Origin of the sequence: Mesorhizobium sp. M4B.F.Ca.ET.143.01.1.1 (assembly GCF_004792275.1) — a bacterium.
GTDB classification, from domain to species: Bacteria; Pseudomonadota; Alphaproteobacteria; order Rhizobiales; family Rhizobiaceae; genus Mesorhizobium; species Mesorhizobium abyssinicae.
In genome coordinates this window covers 33,775-54,293 of sequence record NZ_SRSR01000020.1, presented here as the reverse complement: position 1 = coordinate 54,293, position 20,519 = coordinate 33,775, and the positions used below count along the sequence as shown (strand labels likewise).

Below are 20,519 nucleotides of genomic sequence, written 5' to 3'. Positions count from 1 at the left end.
AGCGCGACGTTCATTGTTGGTCAGATTAGGCGTCTCTGACCCAACCCATGCGATAAACTCGACCCGTTTGACTGCCCTCTGCGCTCTTGACGTAGCCGAGCGCCACCTCGCTCGCCGGCACCGCCGCGGTGCCAGGAAAGAAGTCGCCGTAGAGCTGAACCGACTCCTGTACGAGAGTCGGACTGACCAGATTGATCCGCAGCCCCCGCCCAAGCTCGATTGCCGCGCTGCGTACAAAACCGTCTAACGCGCCATTGACCAGGGCGGACGAGCTTCCCTGCCGGATGGGATCTTCGTTGGTTAGACCCGAGGTCAAGGTAAATGATCCGTGGTCGCGGATACGCTTGAGACCCTTCGCTACGAGATTGACCTGCCCCATCAACTTACTGCGCAGCCCGATTTCGAACTGTTCATTCGTGAATTGGTTCAGCGGGGCGTAGTGCACGGCCCCTGCTGTGCAGATCAACGCGTCAAATGCACCGATCTTGTCGAATAATTGGTCGATAGAGTTCGGCTCGGCGATGTCGACGTTGAATAAGCCGCTAGTTCGCCCGACTCCTATAATGTTGTGCCGCTTGCCAAGTTCGGCCGCTACGGCCGACCCGACAATCCCAGTCGAACCAACCAGGACAATTCGCATAGGGACTCCCCTGGATATCCTGACGGCTAGGAGGCGACCTCAAACAGCGGGGCAAGTGCGGCGCGAAGCGCCATGTCCTGGTCCGCCGAGAGTTTTGCCAATGGCTTGCGGACATTCCCGGTTCCGAGGCCGCGCAGTTGCGCGGCTCTCAGAACAGAAGGCGTATATGGTGCCCGCCAGATAAAAAGCAACGAGGGCAGCATCCGCTGCCAAAGTGCCAGAGCCCTCTCCAAATCCTTCGCTGCCACAAGGTTGTACAATTCGACAGCCTCAAGAGGCATGTAGTTTGCTGCGCCCCAGATAACACCGCGCGCGCCTGCCATCAGCGCATAGAGGGTTGTTGTATCGCAACCATTTAGCACCTTGCCTCCCGTCTGCAGATACTCCTGATGCACGGTGAAGTCGCCGGCACTATCTTTGATGTAATTGAAATGCTTGAGACCGCTCAGTCGATCAAAAAGGCGTGGCGAAACCGCGATCCCGGTAGCCTGCGGGATGTTGTAGCCCACAATATCCACGCCAACCGCCGCGTCGATTTCCCTGTAGAAATTGAAAATTCCATCCTCGTCTGACGGACCTTCGAGATACGGCGGCAAAATCATCAGCGCGTCCGCGCCGACCGATTCAGCTTGCTGTGACCGCCGTATGACTTCGTCCATATTCAGGGCCGAGGTCTGGCAGACAACGTTGCAGCGTCCTGCGATGCGCTTCGCCCCGAGCTCGTAGAGCCGATTGCATTCGGACTCGGTCAGGTAAGGGTGCTGGCCTGTACCTGCCCCAAGAACCAAGCCGTGAACTCCCGCCGATACGTATTTTTCGATCAACTCTTCGAAGAGGCCGTAATCGATCGCACCGGTAGGTTCGAACGGTGTCTGCATTGCAAGATTGATGCCCTTCAGGTCCGCCATTGCCGTTCCTCTTATTGCTAGACTTCCGCGCCTGCCTGCCTGAAACGAAGAGCGGTCACGAACCGGACGCCCATTGATGTGACAAGTCTCGGATAAGTCCTGCTCGGAGCGGCCCGCGTCTTCAGGATATCGATCACAGCCGAAGATTGCCCCGTGGCCAGTTCGGCGACAGCCTTGCCAAAGGCAGCCCCTCGAGCGACGCCGGTTCCATTACAGAAGGCGGCACCATAGACGTCGTGCGCCAACTCGCCGAAGACCATGCCGCCATTTTGCGCGAGCGTAAGCAGACCACCCCAGCTGGCCTCAAAGCCGATTGACGAAAGCCCGGGCCATCGGCGGTCAAATGCTACCTGCTGCTGGGTCCGCGCCCTAAGGACATCTTGTTTGGTTGTTTTGAAATTAGTCGCATACGAGTAAACGTTTCTAAGGAAAAGACGGTTGTCTATAGTACGTCGCACCGTCGTCCCAAAGCTATCGGCCGGAATAAGCCCATATGTTCGCTTGTTGCCCACGTTGGAAAGCTCGCTCTCAGTGAGCTGTCTGGTCATGCTCGCGAACGTGTAGAGTGGTATGGCTCGGTTTTCGAAGAAGCCAAATCTCGTCAGATAACCCGATGCGCAGATGATGACCTTCGAAGCCCTGATTGTTCCAGCAGGCGTCTCGCAGATGTGCTTCGGCGCACCGAACTGGACCGCCACAATGGCGGTGTTTTCATGGATGGTAACGTTCTCGGGGAGGCTGTTTACGGCGTTCTTGAGATACTTCGCAGGCTGGACCAGAATCGTGCCAGGGTGATGCAAAGCTTTGACGTAGTGCTTACTGCCGGTGATCGACTGAATTTCAGGGGCTTCAACCCAGCTGTACTTCTGTCCAAGCTTATCGAGCGCCTCCGAAAAGCGGTGTAGATCGGCAACGCCGTGAGACGTGGCCGCGCTGTGGTATTTCCCCTGCGGGTCCCAATCACAGTCTACCCCATGCTCCTCGACGGCGGTTCGAATGTAGGCGATGCCCTCAAGGTTGACGTACAGCTCTTCCTTGTTTCCCCTAATGTCTTCAACGAAGTCGCGTTTTCGGGGATTGTGCGCGAGATCGATGACGAAGCCCATGCACCGCCCCGATGCATTGTCCCCGATACGTCCGGCGTCGACGAGGATTACCGAAGACTGGGGGTTGAGTTCGGCAAATCGGCGGGCCGCGTGAAGCCCCATCCAGCCGCCGCCAATGACCAGGCAATCGCATGTGACATCGCCTTGCTGCGGCACTAAGGGTAGCTCCGGTCCCGACGTGCGGTACCACCCTGAGACTGTTGGCTCCGGATGCGGTGCTTGGACGACAATACGCTCTCTTGTCTTTGTTTGATTCAAAGAGTTCACTGCCAACTCGCTCGGTGAAGGCGGCCGGTGGGTAGTGCACCGCTCGCTCTGGCTTGTTCCTGTTTCGAATAAACGATGTGTCGTTCGTCTCGTAGACGGAAAATATGCGGTCTGATATAGACCTGCTTCATGTCCAAGCTTCGCAATCTTGTCCCATCGACGCATTCGCTTTTCGTCTTCGAAGCGGCGGCCCGAACGCTGAGTTTCAAGAACGCGGCCAGCGAACTCAACGTGACGCAGCCAAGTATCTCGCATTCGATCAAAATGTTCGAAAAGCATTGCGGGACGGCACTCTTTGTCCGAGACAATCGGGGAGTGCAGCTGACCGAGCCCGGCAGGCAGCTCTACGATGAGGTGCGCAACAGCTTCCGCCGTCTGGAACAGCGGCTTGAGACCATCACTGATCGCGGAACGAAGTACATAACTTTCGCAGCTTCGACATCTCTGGCGGCACATTGGCTCGCGCCTCAACTCTATCATTTCCAGGAAGAGCATCCGGACGTCAGGATCAAGGTGGTCGCCACCGACCGCGATGTCGAGCCAGATCATGAGATCGACGTGACGGTTTGGGTGCGGCCCCGGAATTTTGAAAGGGCCAACAGCTGGTTCGTTTGCGACGAGATCATCTTTCCCGTCTGCTCACCGGCATATCTTCTGTCGCACCCCGCTCCCCAAGCCGTCGAAGATCTGATCCACCATCAACTGATTCATTCGTCCGATGCTTTTCGCAAGCGCCTGGATTGGCCCGAATGGGTCGAGTTGGCAGGCGGCGATGCCAGCGACATCAAGCCCAATATCGTGTTCAATGACTACCAGCTAACGCTTCAAGCGGCTCTGGCTGGTGAAGGAATAGCATTGGGGTGGTCCCTTACCGCCCAGCAGTTGCTCGACAACCGCCTCCTGGTCAAGCCATTGCCAACCCAAATCCAGACCGACAGGGCCTTCTTTCTGTTGGCCAGCGAGGATGCCAGCAAGAACAAGAGATGCAAGATTTTGGTTGACTGGTTTCTCGTCCAGTCTGAAGAACTCCGCCCGTGACCTGAATTGCCCCTCACCCTATCCGCCTCTGGATATAAACTGGATTTAAGACAAGCGAAAGCTTTTGCGCATTCTCAGGACAATTGCCGGCGCCTATCATCAGCGCGAGATTAAGCTAGGGTCCGCCCCTATTGGACGGCCGGGCCACTGATGTTTGACGCGGGATGCGGGTCATTCCGCTGAGGGTGACGCGATGATGGACACTGATATTCCCGCAATCCGGCGCCGCACAGGCCAGTCTTCCGGTTCCCAGATTCACCTGCGGGAATAGTGGCTGGCAGCCTGAAAATCAACTCCCAAGGCTTCGAACCGGAAGCCTGATCGGTGCCCCATCGAGATGGGGCGCCGACCTCCTTTGAATTGAGCATCAGGTGAACCAACATGGCTGACGAAGAGATCATCCTTTCCGAGCTGTCCGACGAGGAACTCGTGCAGCAGATGCACGACGACCTTTATGACGGGCTGAAGGAAGAAATTGAGGAAGGCACGGCCATCCTGCTGGAGCGCGGATGGGCGCCCTACAAGGTGCTCACCGAGGCGCTGGTCGAAGGCATGCGCATCGTCGGCGAGGATTTTCGCGACGGTATCCTGTTTGTTCCGGAAGTGCTGCTGTCGGCCAATGCGATGAAGGCCGGCATGTTCATCCTGCGCCCGCTGCTTATCGCCACCGGCGCGCCAAAGCAGGGCAAGATGGTGATCGGCACCGTCAAGGGCGACATCCACGACATTGGCAAGAACCTCGTCGGCATGATGATGGAAGGCGCCGGCTTCGACGTCATCGACCTCGGCATCAACAATGCGGTCGAGAAGTATATGGCGGCGATTGAAGAGCATAAACCTGATATTGTCGGCATGTCGGCGCTGCTGACCACCACCATGCCCTACATGAAGGTCGTCATCGACACGATGAAGGAAAAGGGCATTCGCGACGACTATGTCGTGCTGGTCGGCGGTGCGCCGCTGAACGAGGAATTCGGCAAGGCCGTCGGCGCCGATGCCTATTGCCGCGACGCGGCGGTGGCTGTCGAGACCGCCAAGGACTTCATGAAGCGCAAGCATAACACCCGTAGTTGAATGGCTGCGGTGCCAACCCTGAAGGCGCCGGTGTCGTTTGCGGCCGCTCGATGTTGATCACCATCAACCAGGATGTATGACCTTATGAATGCGCCATTTTCAACAGGAGATCATTCGCGGATCGTGGGATGGAACCCCAGCCGGCAGGTGATCGACACGCAGGACGTATACCGACTGGTTATCCTGGCACTTCCCGGATTTTCGCTACTCAGCCTTTCGTCATTTGTAGATCCCCTTCGCATCGCGAATTCTGTGTCCGGTCGATCATTCTTCGAGTGGACGATTGCAAGCCTGGATGGCCAGCCGGTTGAATGCGCCAGCGGGTTCGTCCTGTCGGTCGGCAGCGACTTCGCTAGCACCGGCGAATGCGTTCCGGCTGGCAAAGGTACGAACATGGTCATTGTCTGTGCAGGCGAACGGGTCGAAAGGCAGACGTCTGCTGCTCTCAGCAAGATTCTTCGGCTTTGCAAGCGGCATGGTGTTCCAATCACAGCGTTGGGTACGGCGACATGGCTGTTGGCGGACAGCGGGTTGCTGGACGGCACCGCGTGCACAATCCATTGGGACAAGAGAGCCGCTTTCTCTGAAAAATTTGGCCGGCTTCAGGTCACTGACCGGCTATTCGTTCGTGATAGTCACCTCCTCACTTGCGCAGGAGAATTTGCGTCGTTCGACCTCGTTATGGAGCTGATCAGCGAACGCCTCGGCAGAGACATTGCGTTGACCGTCTGCCGACATACGACTGCCGGGTATTGGCGCCCTGCCTCTGATAGACAATGGACCATGAATGGCGGCGAAGCCGGCATCTGCAAGCCGGTCGCCGAAGTGATTCGCATTATGGAGGAGCATATTGAGGACCCGCTGCCCTTACGCGACATCGCAAGATGTGTCGGCCGCTCACAGCGTCAGATTGAACGGCTCTTCCAGCGATCGGTTTCGTTGTCTCCCATGCGCTTTTACCTGCATTTGAGACTTAGCCGCGCGAAGCGTCTCATTGCACAAACAGAGTTGCCGATTATTGAGATCGCGGTCGCCTGTGGTTTCGTGTCGGCCTCACATTTTTCGAAGTGCTTCCGCGAAGCCTTCGGCGCCAACCCCAGTACCTGTCGCGGCTGACCCATACTCGGTGACGCCCCCTTACGAGCCCCGCAAAACCCACGTGCCATCAATTGGCAAGCACCTCGGCAGCCTGGCTTTCGCGCTCAACGCGATCGGGCCGATGCTCCGATGGGAGCCGAGGCGTCGAAGAGCACCGTGCCTGACGTCGACCGAAGAAGCCATCGTCGTCTGCCGCTGGATGACGTCCTGGGCTGTCCGAGAGGACACCATCCAAAGCCCAGCTTAGCGCCTCATCACTGACTCCAGCGCCAGGGCAATCCTGACCTGCCCCAAAACGGCGATAGTCCCAGCGGACGCCTCCTTCGGCCGCAAATCTTCGACCGCATCTGCATTGCCAATGGCAATCGAGCACCGGGCTGATCAACCCGTACCAGCTCATTCCGGACCCACCACATAGCAGGCCACTGGAATTGATAGAGCTGACAACGTAGGAGGCGCGCGGGATTTTCATGAGTTCGCGGGCAGTGCTGTACGCTGGGTCGCAAGTTCACAACCCGACACTTTGTCGGCTTTGTTGTTTGCGGACAGGCTTCGTTGGAGCAATGTTGTGTTGTTGTGCCTCAGCCTGATAGCAGAATTCATCAAAATTGCTTTTCTTCGGGCTTTTGGCCAATTGGCACGAGCTTTGATTCTCACATTTGAGAGTTGGCATCAGGAGCCGAATAGCCGCTTCCGATTATGCCTATCAGAGGAGTTGCCATGAATACCGTCGATCAGCAGACGACACTGGAACAAGTCGCACGACAGCGCATCAGGGACGCCCTCGTACTCGAGGGCGACGCCGATCGCCTAACCCAATTCTATCGGGGATGGGCTGGGGCCTACGATGTGGATGTTGGCTCCGAGGGGTACTACGGCCCGATGATCGTGGCGGAACTAGCGGGCACCGTGCAGGCAGCCTATTTGAGCAGCGAGCGAACTGCCATCACAATCCTGGATGCTGGCTGCGGAACAGGCCTTGTCGGCGTGCAACTGGAACGCCTCGGCTTCGGGCTGATCGATGGGTTCGATCTTTCCAAAGAGATGGCCGAAAAGGCGCGGCAAACCCGAGTCTACCGTCATGTCCAAGACTGTGTCGACCTTAACGGAGTACTCTCTGAGTACGCCGACGCGGGCTATGATATCACGGTTTGCTGCGGTGTCTTTACACTTGGGCACGTTAGACCAGACGGGCTGCGCGAGCTGGCTCGCGTCACGCGCCCGAAAGGATTCATCATCACAAGCATCCGCAAGAGCTACGCCGAGGCCGCATTCTTCGAGGACGAAGCGCGGCGTCTGCAGGATGAGGGCGTTCTTTTACTGGCGCAGTGTCTAAGCAACGGCAGATACGTGGCCGAGGAGCGTGCGGACTATTGGGTCTTTCAAGTGCCCGAGAAGGTCAGCGCGGCAGAGCGACAGGGGTTGTGATCATGCTCTGCCTCGGGAGCGAAACCCTGTTGTGGATGACCTAAAGACGAGTAGGGGTATTTCCAGCACGGTGGCGCGTTTCAGTACTACTTCGCGTCACGATAAATCCAAATGGCCGGCAGCTATGCGTCGGCTTCAATCGGCAAAACAAAGGTGTACTAATGTCCAAAGGTTTAGTAGCCAGACTAGACGATAAGCTGCGCGCAAAACGCGAAAGCTTTGACAAAATACCGGTGGTCGACATCGGACCGCTCCTCAACGGTACGAACAAACAGGTGGTGGCCAGGGAGATACGGTGGGCGCTTTCCAATACTGGATTCATGTATGTGAAGAACCACGGAGTCCCGCAGGATTTCATACAATCGGTGTTTGATGTGAGCCGCAGGTTTTTTAATTTGCCATTGTCGCAGAAGTCGTCACTGCATATTGGCAATTCCGATTCGGCCTTTCGCGGTTACATTGAGCTGTTCGGCGAGAACACCGATCCGGGCAAGACCAAAGACCTCAAGGAGTGCTTCGACTTCGGACCTGAACGTTCGACCTTAGAAGGTCCCTTTTTTGGTCCTAACCAGTGGCCCTCAGGTTGGCCCGAGTTTCGGGAGCTGACATACAGATACCATCAAGAGATGGTGGGCCTATCGAAAAAACTTTTGCAGGGAATTGCGCTCAGTCTGGACCTGGCGGAAAGCTATTTCGAGGACCTCATGCGGAACCCGATCAGCATTCAGCGGCTGCTTCACTACCCGCCGCAGAGTGGTTATATCAGCGAAGACATGATCGGAATCGGCGCCCACACCGACTACGGCAATTTGACCATCCTTGCACAGGACGACGTCGGCGGTCTTCAGGTCATGAACCGAGACGGCGATTGGGTACAAGGCACGCCGATCCACGGTACTTTCATAATCAACGTCGGGGACCTGCTTCAGCGGCTCACCAACGGTGTCTATCTGGCCAACCTACATCGCGTAGTGAATAGCTCAGGGCGTGAGCGATACTCAATCCCCTTCTTTATCGATGCTGATTTCGATGCGATCATTGAGCCATTGGCCTCATGTGTCACTGACAGCAACCCTCTGCGCTACCGGCCGGTGACTTGCGGCGAACACAAACTCGGGCGTTTCGCAGCAAGTTATGCTCATTTGGCCAAAGCATGAGAGAGCGGGCCGCCGCCTACTCGCGTGACAATACACTGCGGGGTCGAAGCGGCCCAGTCGAACTCAGAAAACGCCATAGGTGGGACAGTATTGTCACGCATTAGTCCCTTGACCGCGCCTTTGAAACTCAATGTGCGCGGCATCTGGCGGCAACAGGGGTTTTGCAGCCACTTCCTGCGGTATGCTAACGCTTTCGAGACCTGGACCCCCGGCTGGCGTGTCACGCGCACCATCCGCAGCAGGATAAACTGCTCGCTTGCAGACGCGTTGTCACCACTTCGCCTGCTGGTCTGTCGGATTCGCTACACACGCGTGATAGGCAATCTCTTCGTTAGCCTCAGTCAAATAGCCGAGAGAAATCAAAATCCTCGGCTGCCGGGCGGGTGAATCGGCACGATTTTTGAGTGTTTCCTGGGAGAGACAGTAGGCGCCGCTGACTGGGACCTAAGGCGCAAAACATGGACAAGCCCCCAACTTCGTAAATTACTTGGAACCATCGGGATTTTAGGAGGACGTTCCGAAAACAGCGAAATTCCAAGCGACCTCTGGCGAAAAGTACTCATCCCTCAATCGAGCAGGCGAAAGAAACAGTATGTCTGATACTCACATAAACCAAGATCTGTCTATTTTGACGGATGACGTCGCGTGCGCAAAGCAGCTCAATGCCCGCAACGTAAAAATCCTCAGCACGGGAGGAGAAAGGGGGCGCGGGGTATTCGCTGCTCGCGACTTCCTGCCGGGGGAAATTGTCGTCATCGGGCTAATTGACCGTATGGAAACGGTTCGAACGACAAACTCCTTTCAACTGGACTGGAATGTCCATGCTCTCTTTCATAAGCCGGCTGTCATTGTGAATCATTGTTGTGATCCAAACTTAGCGATTGTGCCCAATCGCTTCGGGGCCTACGACTTCGTCGCCATTCAGCATATCTCTTCTGGCGCCGAAGTGACGTGGAACTACGCTACATCGGAATTCGAGTGCATTGGGGTATCGGTATGTCTTTGTTCGTCTAGAAATTGCCGAGGCTCAGCCGGAGGCTTCTCCACATTGCCTCGCGATCATCCTCTGCTCGTATCGGGTTTTTACGCACCGTACCTCAAGAAAACCCAAGGCACCTTCCAAGAGAGAGATAGGGTTGCTTAGCCCCAGGGAACGCAACATGCGTCGGATGACCTGCTCGTTGGCAGTGCCGCCCTGACAGTGTTGCGCGCCGCGGTGAGCGTGCGCGGCCTCTGGCCAGTAGCGGACTTCAGATGAACTGCCTTGAACCAACGTGTGCGCACAATCTGTGCAATCCCCTGCGCGTCACCTGTCAATGCCACTCGTCCCCAAAAGTGCCGAAGTAAAATTCCCCAGTTTCGCCGCTCAGGCTGTCCCGGTGGGGGTGTCCATTTTTCGGTGGCCGGCCGCGCGGTCGCGATGGTGAATTTAATGTCGGCAATGTGATGGAGGCTTTTGATCGCAAGTGTTCTGGCATGAGCTCGGCGTGCTGGCGGAGCCGATAACTCGATCCTTCGATCTGGACGACGACCGCATGGTGAAGCAGGCGATCGAGAAGTGCGGTTGCGACGAGGGTCGCCGAAGACCTCGCCCCATTCGGCGAAGCCGCGATTTGAGGTAACAATCATTGCGCCCTTCTCGTAGCGGGCGTTTGCGAGTTGGAAGAACAGATTGCCGCCACCGTGGACGACGGGCAGGTAACCGAAGCGTCGACGCTCGTGCGTGAGGTCGCGCAGCCGACCACGCAGCTGTGTCTCTGGCGGTCGGCCAGACTGGTATCAATCATCTTGCGATCGGCGCCGACGAAGGACAGGCCCGACGCTCCGATAGGCCCATGACGGCCTGCAGATGCGCTACGGATTCGCGCTTGGCGGCGGGTCCTAACTTTTTTCGACAGAAGCTCGCGCACTGCCGAGGCTTCGAGCGTCGGCGAGCAGCTTCTTTAGCTTGGCGTTCTCGTCTTCCAAGGCCTCAGGCGCTTGGCGTCGGAGACGTCCATCCCGCCATACTTGGCCTTCCAGCTATACAGCGTCGCCTCGGAGATCCCGTGCTTGCGGGCAAGATCGCCAGCCTTCGCACCCTCTTCATGCTCGCGCATAACCGCGATGATCTGCTCTTCCGTAAATCGCTTTGTCTTCATCAGTCCGTAATCAAGGACCCTGACTCTAGTCTCAGATGGAGGAAATTCTCAGTGGCAGGTCTGTATTCAGGTGCTGCTGCCCCATCGCAGTCTGGCGCGAGGACTCTAAACGCCCAGACCGACAGCAACTGACAAAATGGCGGATTCGAAACAAACACCTGACAAAAATGTCCGCATCATTACACATGGATGTTTTCAAAGGTAAATTAATGCCGTCAGCGGGCGTTCAGCGCGCTGGCACGGCCTTTGCTGGTTGAAATGCGGCAAAACTGATTGACGGCTGACTGCATCGAAGCCCGCCTGACGATAGAGGCCTCCTTTCAGTCGACTCGGTGCACCGTCTCTCAGGGAACAGCTTGCCATAAAGCCGCGCAGCTTTGGGATGGCGTTGGAGAGCAATATGGTTTTGCAGATGGGGTCGCCGGCTCCTTCGATCAATGTGGAGACTTGGGTGCGCGGCGAGCCCATCGCACATTTCCAGCCCGGCAAAGTATACGTCGTCGAATTTTGGGCAACTGGGAGTGAACCATGTGCGGCGGCGATGCACCATCTGATGCAGATGCAGGAAAGGTTCAAGCACAGTGGGCTCGAGGTCATCGTGGTCGCGGCTCATGAAGGCGCGCTATCGACGGTTGAGGCGCGGGTCAAGCTGGACGCGTGGTTGACCGAAAAGTGCTCGAACCTGAATTTTCCGATCGCGTTCGACCATACGGGCCAAATGAAAAAGCGTTGGATGGAAGCAAGCTTTTCTGGCGAATTTCCGATCTTGTTTGTAATCGATGCAGACGGTCGTATCGCCTATATCGGTCACGCTACTCGACTTAACGAGGTCTTGGCGAGAGTGCTCAACGGCCGCTGGCGCACCAGCGACGCATCGAAAGTCGACTCGAAGCGGATCGCCGAGCGCGAACAAGCGTTGACCAAGTCAATTAATAGGAGATTTTGGGCCGCAGTGAGAAAAGAGGACTGGGAGACGGCACTCTCAGCAGTCGAAGAGGGCAGCGCCTTGATGCCCGACGACATCAACTTCCGCTTGGCTCAGGCGCATGTATTGCTTCACAGAATGCAAGACATGCCGGCCGGGTTGCCTGTCATACGCCAATTGGCTCGCGACGCGATCGAAAGGAACTCCGAGCATTGGCTGCTGGCAACATTAGACCAACTTTTCGGTCCGGCGCACGACCACTCGCACTTTCCGTCTCATGAGCGCTTCGCGCTCGGCAAAGAGTTGGCCGAGCATATCCTGGCACGCAATCCACTCCAAGGCGACGGCCACAAGTTCCGGACTTATCCGGCGGTGGCTCGATACTATCACGAGAGCGGCAACCAAGATCGTGCGATTGAGCTAATCGAGTTCGCACTGAAATCGCTGGACAGTGCGGACCCTATGCTGGACGAGCTGAAACAACACCTTCTACCGAACTTGCTGCAGGCCTTAGCCAACTACAAGGGTGAGGAGGTTTATTACGGCGCCCTCTGTGCGGCTCCGCAAAGCAATGTCCTGAAGGCACGATCGCAGGGCGGGCCGAGGAGAAAGCATAAAAGGGTTTGATAGCAAGAAGGGCTTACGGGCCAATTCGTTCAGGCATATGGGTCCATCGCAGCTGAATTGGCATCAATATACAGGGTGTTACTAAACATGTTCTGAGGATGCCTTTGAAACCCATGAAATCATGGTGGTATGGGACAAAGCCCGGGCACCTAACGAAGAAAGAAGCGTCAGCGCAGATGCTCGCATTTCAGTTCAAATCGACTAAGAGCAACGAATCGCGGCGCCGGACCGGGCTCGTGCGTCGCGCACGGCCATCAGGTTGGGCCTTCGGAGTCAGAGACGCCTATTCATCTTGCGGCCGCTTAATGGTCGCATCGCCGACGGGGTGGAGTAGGCCTTGACCACGCGGGAGAAGGTGTCCGGATTAAACCGGCCTGCGCGTGCGTCTCGCGTCGGCATGCTTGTAACGGTGAATGGCGAAAGGGCAGCCGAATGAAGCGTTTTATGGGGAAGGTCGCCTTAGTGACCGGGGCTAGCCGCGGCATTGGGGCGGCAATCGCCGACAGACTTGCCAGCGACGGGGCCAGAGTATTTGCGGTTCAGCTCGAGGCGACCGGTCATAGAGAAGGGATAGTCGCGGACCTTTGCGACCCCGGCGTTCCGAACATGGTAATTGACCATGTCGTTCGACAGGCTGGCCGCCTCGATATCCTGGTCAACAACGCTGGGTGCATGGTTGAAGCAAGGGTAGATGATACCGGGCTTGACGAGTGGCGACGCACAATGGCGCTGAATCTTGATGCTCCTTTCCTGCTGATCCGTCGCGCCATGCCTCATCTTCGCAGAAGCCGTGGCTCAATCGTCAATGTTGGCTCGATAGAGGGATTGGCCTCTAACCCAGGGCACGCGGCATATTGTGCCTCGAAGGCTGGGCTGCATGGCCTTACACGCGCCGTAGCGGTGGACGGCGGGCAAGACGGGGTGCGCTGCAATGGCGTAGCGCCTGGTTGGATCGATACGGATCTCAATGTCGATTTCGTCGCCGCTTTGCCCGAGAAGGCACTGGAACGGCTTGGTACCATTCATCCGTTGGGCCGAACAGGCCGCGTTGAGGAAGTTGCCGCCATGGTCGCATGGATTGCCTCCGACGAAGCTGCATTCGTCACCGGCCAGATTTTTGTCGTAGACGGTGGCCGAACTGCCAAGTTAAGTCTTCCGTGACGGTTAGTCGTATTTCGAACTGGGGCGGGCCGCTGGAACGCCATCCTCCCGCTGGCACCTGCCTTGTCGCTATCAGCCGCGACGTCGAGAACCGGGTCCGTCTGATGGTAAAGGAATATGGCGCCCAGTTCCGCCGCTCGGCAACGTCAGAGAATGATTGCCTACGGACATCTGCTGGGGCCAATCTCCGAGGCGGCGGTGCATTTAGGGTGAAATTTGCCGTGAACAGGAGAAGGCTCGATGGCAAATCTGGTCCTTCTACGTGGAGACGAGCGCCCCCGCCGCGGCGTGTTCGAGCGAGAGAGCATGCAATGTTCGCATGCCTTGGCGATGTGTTGTTTAGCGGCGCTGAGCTTGCTGCCATGCCTTCACCGCTAGGGCTGAACCAGGCGCGGATGTCCATGTGGGACCCAGCTCTCCTGGACCAGGAGGCATCTCATGCCGGTCTTGGCGGCGACCGCAGCGACCATGCGCGTATGGTTGGACTGCACGCCACCGGTTGTGACGAGCGTATCGGGCATCTGGCGCGATCGCGTCGGGCGGCGTCGTCATGAGCCAGGCGGTGCTGATCGCTGTCGGCATCGATTGGGACGGCCGGCGCCAGATCTTGGCCGTCGAGATGGCTAATCGCGAAAGCCGCTCGGCCTGGAGGGATTTCCTCGTCGCGCTGAAGGCGCGCGGGCTCAGGGGCGTCGAACTGGTCGTGTCCGACGATCATGCCAGCCTGGTGGCGGCGATCGGCGGGGTGATCCCCGAAGCCCGCCTGGCAGCGCTGCTACGTGCCTCAGGAACGCGCTCGATCACCTGCCGAGAAATCGTGGCGATGATTGCCTGCAGGAGTTGCGCTGGCTCTACGACCGCGCGATCTCGCCGAGGCCAAGGCCGATCTCGCCGCATGGCTTGCCAAATGGTCGGGCCGCTATCCGCGACTGACGAGCTGGGGAGAGGAGACCATCGAATGCACGCTGACCTTCTTTTGCCTGCCGCGCCAGCACCACAAGCACCTGAAGTCCACCAACATGCTGGAACGCCTCAACGAGGAAATCCGCCGGCGCACCTATGTCGTGCGCATCTTCCCGAACGCCGAAAGCTGCCTGCGCCTGGTCAGGGCGCTGGCCGTCGAAACCAACGAAAACTGGATGGAGGCCAACCGCTACATCAACATGGATGACCTGCGCGAGCACAAGAAGCTTGCTTTGCGCCAAGCCGCATGACCAGCTCAGAAAGAGCACGCGGCCGAAGTAGCCGGCCTGAAGCAGCAGCGAACAGGCCAGCGTCGTGACGACTGCCACACGGAGAATCCAAAGCGAAGTAAACCATCGACGCATTGCTGCACAGGACCAGCCCCACGAGCCGACAAAAAGATGAAGTGCAACGCCGTTCTCCTGGTTTTCGCCAGATCATGTTGCGAGCTGGTCGGCCGCAACATGCGTCTGGCAGTTCTTGGGGCAGACGCGGCCGCAGGCTCCGCAGCCTATGCAGCGGCCGGCATCTTCGACAACCATGATCATGCGATTGAGCTTGCCGTCGAAATCGTCGTCCTCGTCATCGCAGGGGCCGAGGATTTCACCCGCATCATCAACGCCGTGAAGATGCATCACATCGCGCGAGCAGACCTTGAAACAACGGCAGCAGCCGATGCAGGTCTTGCTATCGATGGAGGTCAGGTACGACGGCATCCAAATGGAGCCGTCACGGGTGGTGAATGTGCGCATCATCCTAAATTCTTCATTGAAGCGAGTTCTCTCTTGGCAACATCCAACTCGGCATAAACGGCTTGGGTTTTCTCGGCGACTTCCTGTATGTCGGCCCACTTGCCCGGCAGACCCTCGACAAGGTCCTGCAATGCCATCTTGGCAATAGCTGCACGCAACTGGAGCTTTCGGACTTTCTTCCTCATCTTATCTAGGTCTGACATAGATCCTTCCTGGAACAATGGTTTTGTTGATGCGCTCCATCTCGGGCTAGGCTTCAATGGCTGCAGTCGCATCGTCGACCAGTTTCGTACCGGCCTCAGCAAGTTTGCGGAAAGTCTCGAAGCCGAACCGGTGGACGTCTCGACAGAACGCCCAACCGCTGGAAGCCCGCAGGGGCTTCATTCCAATTATTGGCGACGTCGACACGCCGGAGCGCTCCTCGATCGCAAGCGCTACGGCGGTGTAAAACATGTCGAGCCTCCACAGCGCGTCAGGATCGAGGATCGCCGCCAAAGGGTACCGCACGTTGCTGTTGCTTGGTGATGATGAACTCGGCCAGCAGCTCGGCATCCGAATGGCCTTCCCATAAGCCGAAGGAATCCTGAGTACGAATGAGCCGCAGGAGGCATTTGACGAACGGGGAAGCAAGGGCTTCTTCGTCATTGTTGACAGCAGGGCCAACCGGAGGAATTTCGTTGTTCGTCATTTCAGTCTTCGTCTTCGAGGTACGATTTCCTTTTCCTGCGATGCCCACTCCGGGTCCGCTTGCGTGGCCGACGAATGGCTTGGGCGGGCCAACCCCAAGAGTGCCCCGTGGCCGACCTCGACATGTCCACGAGTGCGAGACCTGCGGCGCGAATTCGCGGCGCACATCGTCTGCGCCGCGATCCGACCGGTGGTCAACGCAATTGAAATCCAACCTGCCGCAAGCCGCCGCCCTGCTGCATCGACATACTTGCTGCGAAGAGAGCTTCGATGGGCGGATTGGCCAGTGTTCAATTCCAATTGTCAGTCCCTTCGCGATTCTTGCTCAGGAAGTGACTGCGTTTTGAGTTTCGGGTGCCTTCTTTTGCGGAGCCACACAAAGATCCGCGTGACAGGCAGGCTCACCCGTGTAGTTGGCCAGTGCTTCGAGCAATGGGGTAAGATAGTACTGTTTGGTGTGGTCCGGAATTGGCCCCAGCCGGTCCACCGATTTCAGTGCCACCTCGATCAACTCGATTGCGCGATCTTTGTTGCCGCTCTCGTAATAATACTGAGCTACCGGGAGGTACCGGCGGTATTTAAACGGGCCATCGCCGTTCGGGGGATTGAGTGCCAGTATCTGTTCCGAGAGCTCGTTGCCCATCGCAAAGCGCTCCGCGCGCGGAAGATGGGAATTGTCCATCGTGGGATCGAAGAGTTGGTTGAGGGCCAAGGCCATCCACGACACCGCGTCGGACGTTTTGTCGATCGCGTCCTCGACCAATTCTCGCATGACCGGCATGCCGGTCTTGATGTCGCGCAGCTTGTGAAGCAGAAGATCCGCATGAATCTGCCGAAAATCAAAAGAGTCTGGCATCAAGGCGAGGCCTTCTTCGATGGCCAAGAGCGCCGCCGTCCAATTCTCGGCCTGCATCGCCGGCTCAAGTTTGGCGTATATCGGCCCGGTAAGCGACATTTCGCGCGCTGCAAGTTGGTTATGCGCGATGCGCTTTGCATCGGCGGCTTTCGCTTCATAGCTGCTGCGCCAGCTGCCGTTAAGGACTTTCGGCAAAACGTCATCGAGTTCCGCCGGGTGGCCGATAAAAGCGATGTGGCCGTCGCGGTCGACCACGAACGAGGTGGGAATCCCAATCGAAGAGCTGGGATCCATCCAGAGCTTGTTCATTTCGCCAATGTAATCGAACCCGATACGATAATTCAGATTCGGGAACTTCTCGGTCAGCCAGGCATCCACGTTGGTCCGCGCCTCGTCTGCGGTAGGACCCTGTTCGCAGGCGGCAACTCCGACCGCCTCAAATCCGCTGCCTTCATATTTCTCCTGCAGTTCGATCAAATGGGGCATGGCGTCGACACATGGTCCGCACCAAGTCGCCCAAAACTCAACGAGGTAGACCTTGCCGGGCCGAAAGTTCGTGAGGGGCTCGCCACGCAGCCAGTTCTCCACTTTGATCGCAGGAGCCGGGGACCCCATACGCAGTTCCATCTTGGTGTCCAAAGTCATTCCACACCTTTCGTCTCTTTTGTCGCGGAATATTTTCCCGTCAAAATCGGACACGGTCTCGAGGGCATCGCTCCCTCTGGCTTGCTTCAGCGAAGCTCTCACCGTGTTGCCGCACATCAAGCTGCAACGGAGGTGCCAATTCCCTCAGCTCCGGTAAGCGGCGGGAAATGCTTTGAAATTCTCCACGAGGCTAAATGCGGCCGATTGTCGTGAACCCGACATGTCTTCTGCCGCTGTCGGGTTTCGCCCTATCTCTTGAGAGCTTGGACGGCTCGCCTGTGATTAGACTGGCCTCGGTCCTCGAGCAGTGGCAGTTTGGCGCCAGTTCGAAAGCGCGAACTCGCCGGCTTGGTCCTCGTGCCGCCACCGCCGCGTGTGGATTCTTGCCCCGGAGTCAAAATTCGCCTCGCGGTTGCCAACGGCGGCATGCGCTCAATGCGCGTGGCGTTGAGCCCCGACAGCACGTAATGGTACCAATTAGTGGATGCCCGTCGCTGCCTCCACTTCTCCAGCCAAGCGCTCGAACGACGCTACCTACCCACGTTCGAGCGCGACCGCGGAATCGCAGACTGCCGAACGTCAGCCGTTGCGAAAGGTGTAGCCGTACCCGTTGATCGCCGGCGCGCCGCCTAGATGTGCGTAGAGGACCCTCGATCCCTGTGGAAAGAAGCCCCTCTGGACGAGGTCGATCATCCCTTGCATCGATTTGCCCTCGTAAACGGGGTCCGTAATCATGCCCTCGAGCCGCGCGCACAAACGGATTGCCTCTTTGGTTTCCTCCGATGGAACGCCATAACCCGGGTACGCGTAGTCCATGAACAACACCACGTCTGCCTCGACAATTTCCGCTCCGAGGTGGACGAGCTTCGCTGTATTTTGGGCGATGCCGAGCACCTGCGCCTTGGTCTTGGCGGGCATGGCGGAGGCATCGATACCGATCACGTTGCGCTGTCGACCATCCTTGGCGAACCCGACGAGCATGCCGCCGTGGGTTGAACCAGTCACCGTACAGACGACGATATAGTCGAAGGCAAACCCAAGCTGCTCTTCCTGGGCACGCACCTCCTCAGCGAACCCCACATAGCCCAGGCCGCCGTATTTGTGGACAGAGGCGCCGGCAGGTATCGCATATGGCCTGCCGCCCCTTGCCTTGACTTCATAAAGTGCCTTTTCCCAGCTGCGGCGGATGCCGATGTCAAAGCCCTCGTCAACCAGGCGCACCTCTGCCCCCATGATGCGGCTCAAGAGGATATTGCCGACCCGGTCGTAGACAGCATCATCATGTGGGACCCAGCTCTCCTGGACCAGGAGGCATTTCATGCCGATCTTGGCGGCGACCGCAGCGACCATGCGCGTATGGTTGGACTGCACGCCACCGATTGTGACGAGCGTATCGGCATCTGACGCGATCGCGTCGGGCACAATGTATTCGAGCTTGCGCAGCTTGTTTCCGCCGAACGCGAGACCGGAGTTGCAGTCCTCGCGTTTGACGTAGATTTCCACCTTGTCGCCCAGATGCTTGCCGAGGCGGTCGAGCCTCTCGATCGGCGTGGGTCCAAAGGTGAGCGGATAACGTTCGAATTTTTCCAGCATGCTATCTCCAGCAAAAAAGTACCTGAACCGGCTACGCACCGGTCAGCCCAGGGGTATGGTCGCGTGTTAGCCGAACACAGATTCCCTATACGATCAGCTCAGTCATCAGAGGGTGACCAAAATTGGTGTGGGTCTGAGCACTGATCCTGTCATCCGCGCATCAAAGCAGCAGCACATGCTGGGCATTCGACCAAGCCGGGACACAGCTGAAAATTGCATTCCGCAGTTGATCAGAGTCAGACGACTGGTACCCGAGCTTTCCTGTAACCATCGGCATGCTGGCCCCTGTGGCGAGTTCCACGAGCGCGGCTAGAGGACTGCCAGATCAGAAAGAGCACGCGGCCGAAGGAGCCGGCCTGAAGCAGCAGCGAACAGGCCAGCGTCGTGACGACTGCCACACGGAGCGAATCCAAAGCGAAGTAAACCATCGACGCATTGCTGCACAGGACCAGCCCCACGAGCCGACAAAAAGATGAAGTGCACGCCGCTCCCCTGGTTTTCGCCAGATCATGTTGCGAGCTCGTCGGCCGCAACATGCGTCTGGCAGTTCTTGGGGCAGACGCGGCCGCAGGCTCCGCAGCCGATGCAGCGGCCGGCATCATCGACAACCATGATCATGCGATTGAGCTTGCCGTCGAAATCGTCGTCCTCGTCATCGCAGGGGCCGAGGATTTCACCCGCATCATCAACGCCGTGAAGATGCATGACATCGCGCGAGCAGACCTTGAAACAACGGCAGCAGCCGATGCAGGTTTGCTATCGATGGAGGTCAGGTACGGCGGCATCCAAATGGAGCCGTCACGGGTGGTGAATGTGCGCATCATCCTAAATTCTTCATTGAAGCGAGTTCTCTCTTGGCAACATCCAACTCGGCATAAACGGCTTGGGTTTTCTCGGCGACTTCCTGTATGTCGGCCCACTTGCCCGGCAGACCCTCGACGAGGTCCTGCAATGCCATCTTGGCAATAGCTGCACGCAACTGGAGCTTTCGGACTTTTTTCCTCATCCTATCTAGGTCTGACATAGATCCTTTCTGGAACAATGGTTTCTTGATGCGCTCCATCTCGGGCTAGGCTTCAATGGCTGCAGTCGCATCGTCGACCAGTTTCGTACCGGCCTCAGCAAGTTTGCGGAAAGTCTCGAAGCCGAACCGGTGGACGTCTCGACAGAACGCCCAACCGCCGGAAGCCCCCACGGGTTTCATTTCTATTGTCGGCGACGTCGACACGCCGGAGCGCTCCTCGATCGCAAGCGCTACGGCGGTGTAAAACATGTCGAGCCTCCACAGCGCGTCAGGATCGGGATCGCCGCCAAAGGGTACCGCACGTTGCTGTTGCTTGGTGATGATGAACTCGGCCAGCAGCTCGGCATCCGAATGGCCTTCCCATAAGCCGAAGGAATCCTGAGTACGAATGAGCCGCAGGAGGCATTTGACGAACGGGGAAGCAAGGGC

Annotated in this window: 18 protein-coding genes and 7 pseudogenes; 9 read left to right on the top strand and 16 right to left on the bottom strand. The window is 57.6% G+C overall.

The features are described from left to right. Positions 1–25 precede the first annotated feature (25 nt). The 3 genes from EN786_RS31520 to EN786_RS31510 are packed head-to-tail and all read right to left on the bottom strand — an operon-like array spanning position 26 to position 2,810. Positions 26–640 carry a short chain dehydrogenase gene (locus EN786_RS31520; protein WP_126080619.1) on the bottom strand — a complete coding sequence of 205 codons (615 nt, stop codon included), beginning with the start codon at positions 638–640 and terminating at the stop codon, positions 26–28. Between the two features lie 26 nt (positions 641–666). After that, positions 667–1,548, bottom strand: a complete 882-nt coding sequence (locus tag EN786_RS31515) for a dihydrodipicolinate synthase family protein (RefSeq protein ID WP_126080618.1) — start codon at positions 1,546–1,548, stop codon at positions 667–669. A 17-nt stretch (positions 1,549–1,565) separates the two neighbouring features. Next, positions 1,566–2,810 (bottom strand): FAD-binding oxidoreductase, encoded by a 1,245-nt coding sequence (locus tag EN786_RS31510; RefSeq protein WP_245459658.1) that lies wholly within the window; start codon positions 2,808–2,810, stop codon positions 1,566–1,568. Between the two features lie 240 nt (positions 2,811–3,050). Here EN786_RS31510 and EN786_RS31505 point away from each other — a divergent pair, with 240 nt between their 5' ends. From EN786_RS31505 to EN786_RS31480, 6 genes are all read left to right on the top strand, one after another. Beyond that, the gene (locus EN786_RS31505; RefSeq protein WP_126080616.1) at positions 3,051–3,959 is read left to right on the top strand and encodes a LysR substrate-binding domain-containing protein; all 909 of its coding nucleotides are present in this window, start codon (positions 3,051–3,053) and stop codon (positions 3,957–3,959) included. 381 nt (positions 3,960–4,340) lie between these two features. After that, positions 4,341–5,033 (top strand): B12-binding domain-containing protein, encoded by a 693-nt coding sequence (locus EN786_RS31500; RefSeq protein ID WP_126080615.1) that lies wholly within the window; start codon positions 4,341–4,343, stop codon positions 5,031–5,033. A gap of 84 nt (positions 5,034–5,117) precedes the next feature. Then, positions 5,118–6,149 (top strand): GlxA family transcriptional regulator, encoded by a 1,032-nt coding sequence (locus EN786_RS31495; RefSeq protein ID WP_164762826.1) that lies wholly within the window; start codon positions 5,118–5,120, stop codon positions 6,147–6,149. Positions 6,150–6,851: 702 nt separating this feature from the next. Then, the gene (locus EN786_RS31490) at positions 6,852–7,559 is read left to right on the top strand and encodes a class I SAM-dependent methyltransferase (protein WP_126080613.1); all 708 of its coding nucleotides are present in this window, start codon (positions 6,852–6,854) and stop codon (positions 7,557–7,559) included. Positions 7,560–7,720: 161 nt separating this feature from the next. Then, positions 7,721–8,716, top strand: a complete 996-nt coding sequence (locus tag EN786_RS31485; RefSeq protein WP_126080612.1) for a 2-oxoglutarate and iron-dependent oxygenase domain-containing protein — start codon at positions 7,721–7,723, stop codon at positions 8,714–8,716. A 592-nt stretch (positions 8,717–9,308) separates the two neighbouring features. After that, positions 9,309–9,860 (top strand): SET domain-containing protein-lysine N-methyltransferase, encoded by a 552-nt coding sequence (locus EN786_RS31480; RefSeq protein WP_126080611.1) that lies wholly within the window; start codon positions 9,309–9,311, stop codon positions 9,858–9,860. A 169-nt stretch (positions 9,861–10,029) separates the two neighbouring features. On the opposite strand, the pseudogene EN786_RS37950 reads toward EN786_RS31480, so the two are convergent. Further along, positions 10,030–10,420: pseudogene (locus tag EN786_RS37950) on the bottom strand (ATP-binding protein); the annotation flags it as partial. Further along, positions 10,415–10,857, bottom strand: a pseudogene (locus tag EN786_RS31475) (transposase); the annotation flags it as partial. The pseudogenes EN786_RS37950 and EN786_RS31475, both read right to left, overlap by 6 nt. 400 nt (positions 10,858–11,257) lie before the next feature. Here EN786_RS31475 and EN786_RS31470 point away from each other — a divergent pair. Both EN786_RS31470 and EN786_RS31465 read left to right on the top strand, forming a co-directional pair. Continuing rightward, complete coding sequence (locus tag EN786_RS31470; RefSeq protein ID WP_126080610.1) at positions 11,258–12,409, top strand: TlpA disulfide reductase family protein; 1,152 nt, start codon at positions 11,258–11,260, stop codon at positions 12,407–12,409. Between the two features lie 432 nt (positions 12,410–12,841). Then, complete coding sequence (locus tag EN786_RS31465; protein ID WP_126080609.1) at positions 12,842–13,570, top strand: SDR family oxidoreductase; 729 nt, start codon at positions 12,842–12,844, stop codon at positions 13,568–13,570. A 401-nt stretch (positions 13,571–13,971) separates the two neighbouring features. Here the strand turns inward: EN786_RS31465 and EN786_RS31460 are convergent. Further along, positions 13,972–14,085: pseudogene (locus EN786_RS31460) on the bottom strand (aminocyclopropane-1-carboxylate deaminase/D-cysteine desulfhydrase family protein); the annotation flags it as partial. A 26-nt stretch (positions 14,086–14,111) separates the two neighbouring features. Here EN786_RS31460 and EN786_RS31455 point away from each other — a divergent pair. Then, positions 14,112–14,784, top strand: a pseudogene (locus tag EN786_RS31455) (transposase); the annotation flags it as partial. A gap of 36 nt (positions 14,785–14,820) precedes the next feature. Here the strand turns inward: EN786_RS31455 and EN786_RS38890 are convergent. The 10 genes and pseudogenes from EN786_RS38890 to EN786_RS31405 form a co-directional block, all read right to left on the bottom strand. After that, positions 14,821–14,898, bottom strand: a pseudogene (locus EN786_RS38890) (hypothetical protein); the annotation flags it as partial. 72 nt (positions 14,899–14,970) lie between these two features. Further along, positions 14,971–15,288: a ferredoxin III, nif-specific gene (gene fdxB, locus EN786_RS31445; RefSeq protein WP_189343318.1), complete on the bottom strand. Its 318-nt coding sequence runs from the start codon at positions 15,286–15,288 to the stop codon at positions 14,971–14,973. Then, positions 15,285–15,488, bottom strand: a complete 204-nt coding sequence (locus tag EN786_RS31440) for a CCE_0567 family metalloprotein (RefSeq protein WP_063169367.1) — start codon at positions 15,486–15,488, stop codon at positions 15,285–15,287. The genes fdxB (EN786_RS31445) and EN786_RS31440 overlap by 4 nt, the downstream gene beginning before the upstream one ends. A gap of 46 nt (positions 15,489–15,534) precedes the next feature. Then, positions 15,535–15,973: pseudogene (locus EN786_RS31435) on the bottom strand (DUF269 domain-containing protein). Between the two features lie 324 nt (positions 15,974–16,297). Then, positions 16,298–17,455, bottom strand: coding sequence for a TlpA disulfide reductase family protein (locus EN786_RS31430; RefSeq protein ID WP_126080608.1), 1,158 nt, complete (start codon positions 17,453–17,455; stop codon positions 16,298–16,300). Positions 17,456–18,052: 597 nt separating this feature from the next. Next, positions 18,053–19,066, bottom strand: coding sequence for a 1-aminocyclopropane-1-carboxylate deaminase (locus EN786_RS31425; RefSeq protein WP_024505903.1), 1,014 nt, complete (start codon positions 19,064–19,066; stop codon positions 18,053–18,055). Between the two features lie 236 nt (positions 19,067–19,302). After that, a complete protein-coding gene (locus EN786_RS38885; RefSeq protein WP_127394248.1) occupies positions 19,303–19,494 on the bottom strand; it encodes an exopolysaccharide production repressor protein in 192 nt (63 codons plus the stop codon). Between the two features lie 79 nt (positions 19,495–19,573). Then, positions 19,574–19,890 (bottom strand): annotated as a pseudogene (fdxB, locus tag EN786_RS31415) (ferredoxin III, nif-specific). After that, positions 19,887–20,090, bottom strand: a complete 204-nt coding sequence (locus EN786_RS31410; protein ID WP_127409609.1) for a CCE_0567 family metalloprotein — start codon at positions 20,088–20,090, stop codon at positions 19,887–19,889. The pseudogene fdxB (EN786_RS31415) and the gene EN786_RS31410 overlap by 4 nt, the downstream one beginning before the upstream one ends. A 45-nt stretch (positions 20,091–20,135) precedes the next feature. Continuing rightward, a partial coding sequence (locus EN786_RS31405) for a DUF269 domain-containing protein (RefSeq protein ID WP_127298252.1) occupies positions 20,136–20,519 on the bottom strand: 384 nt, incomplete at its 5' end.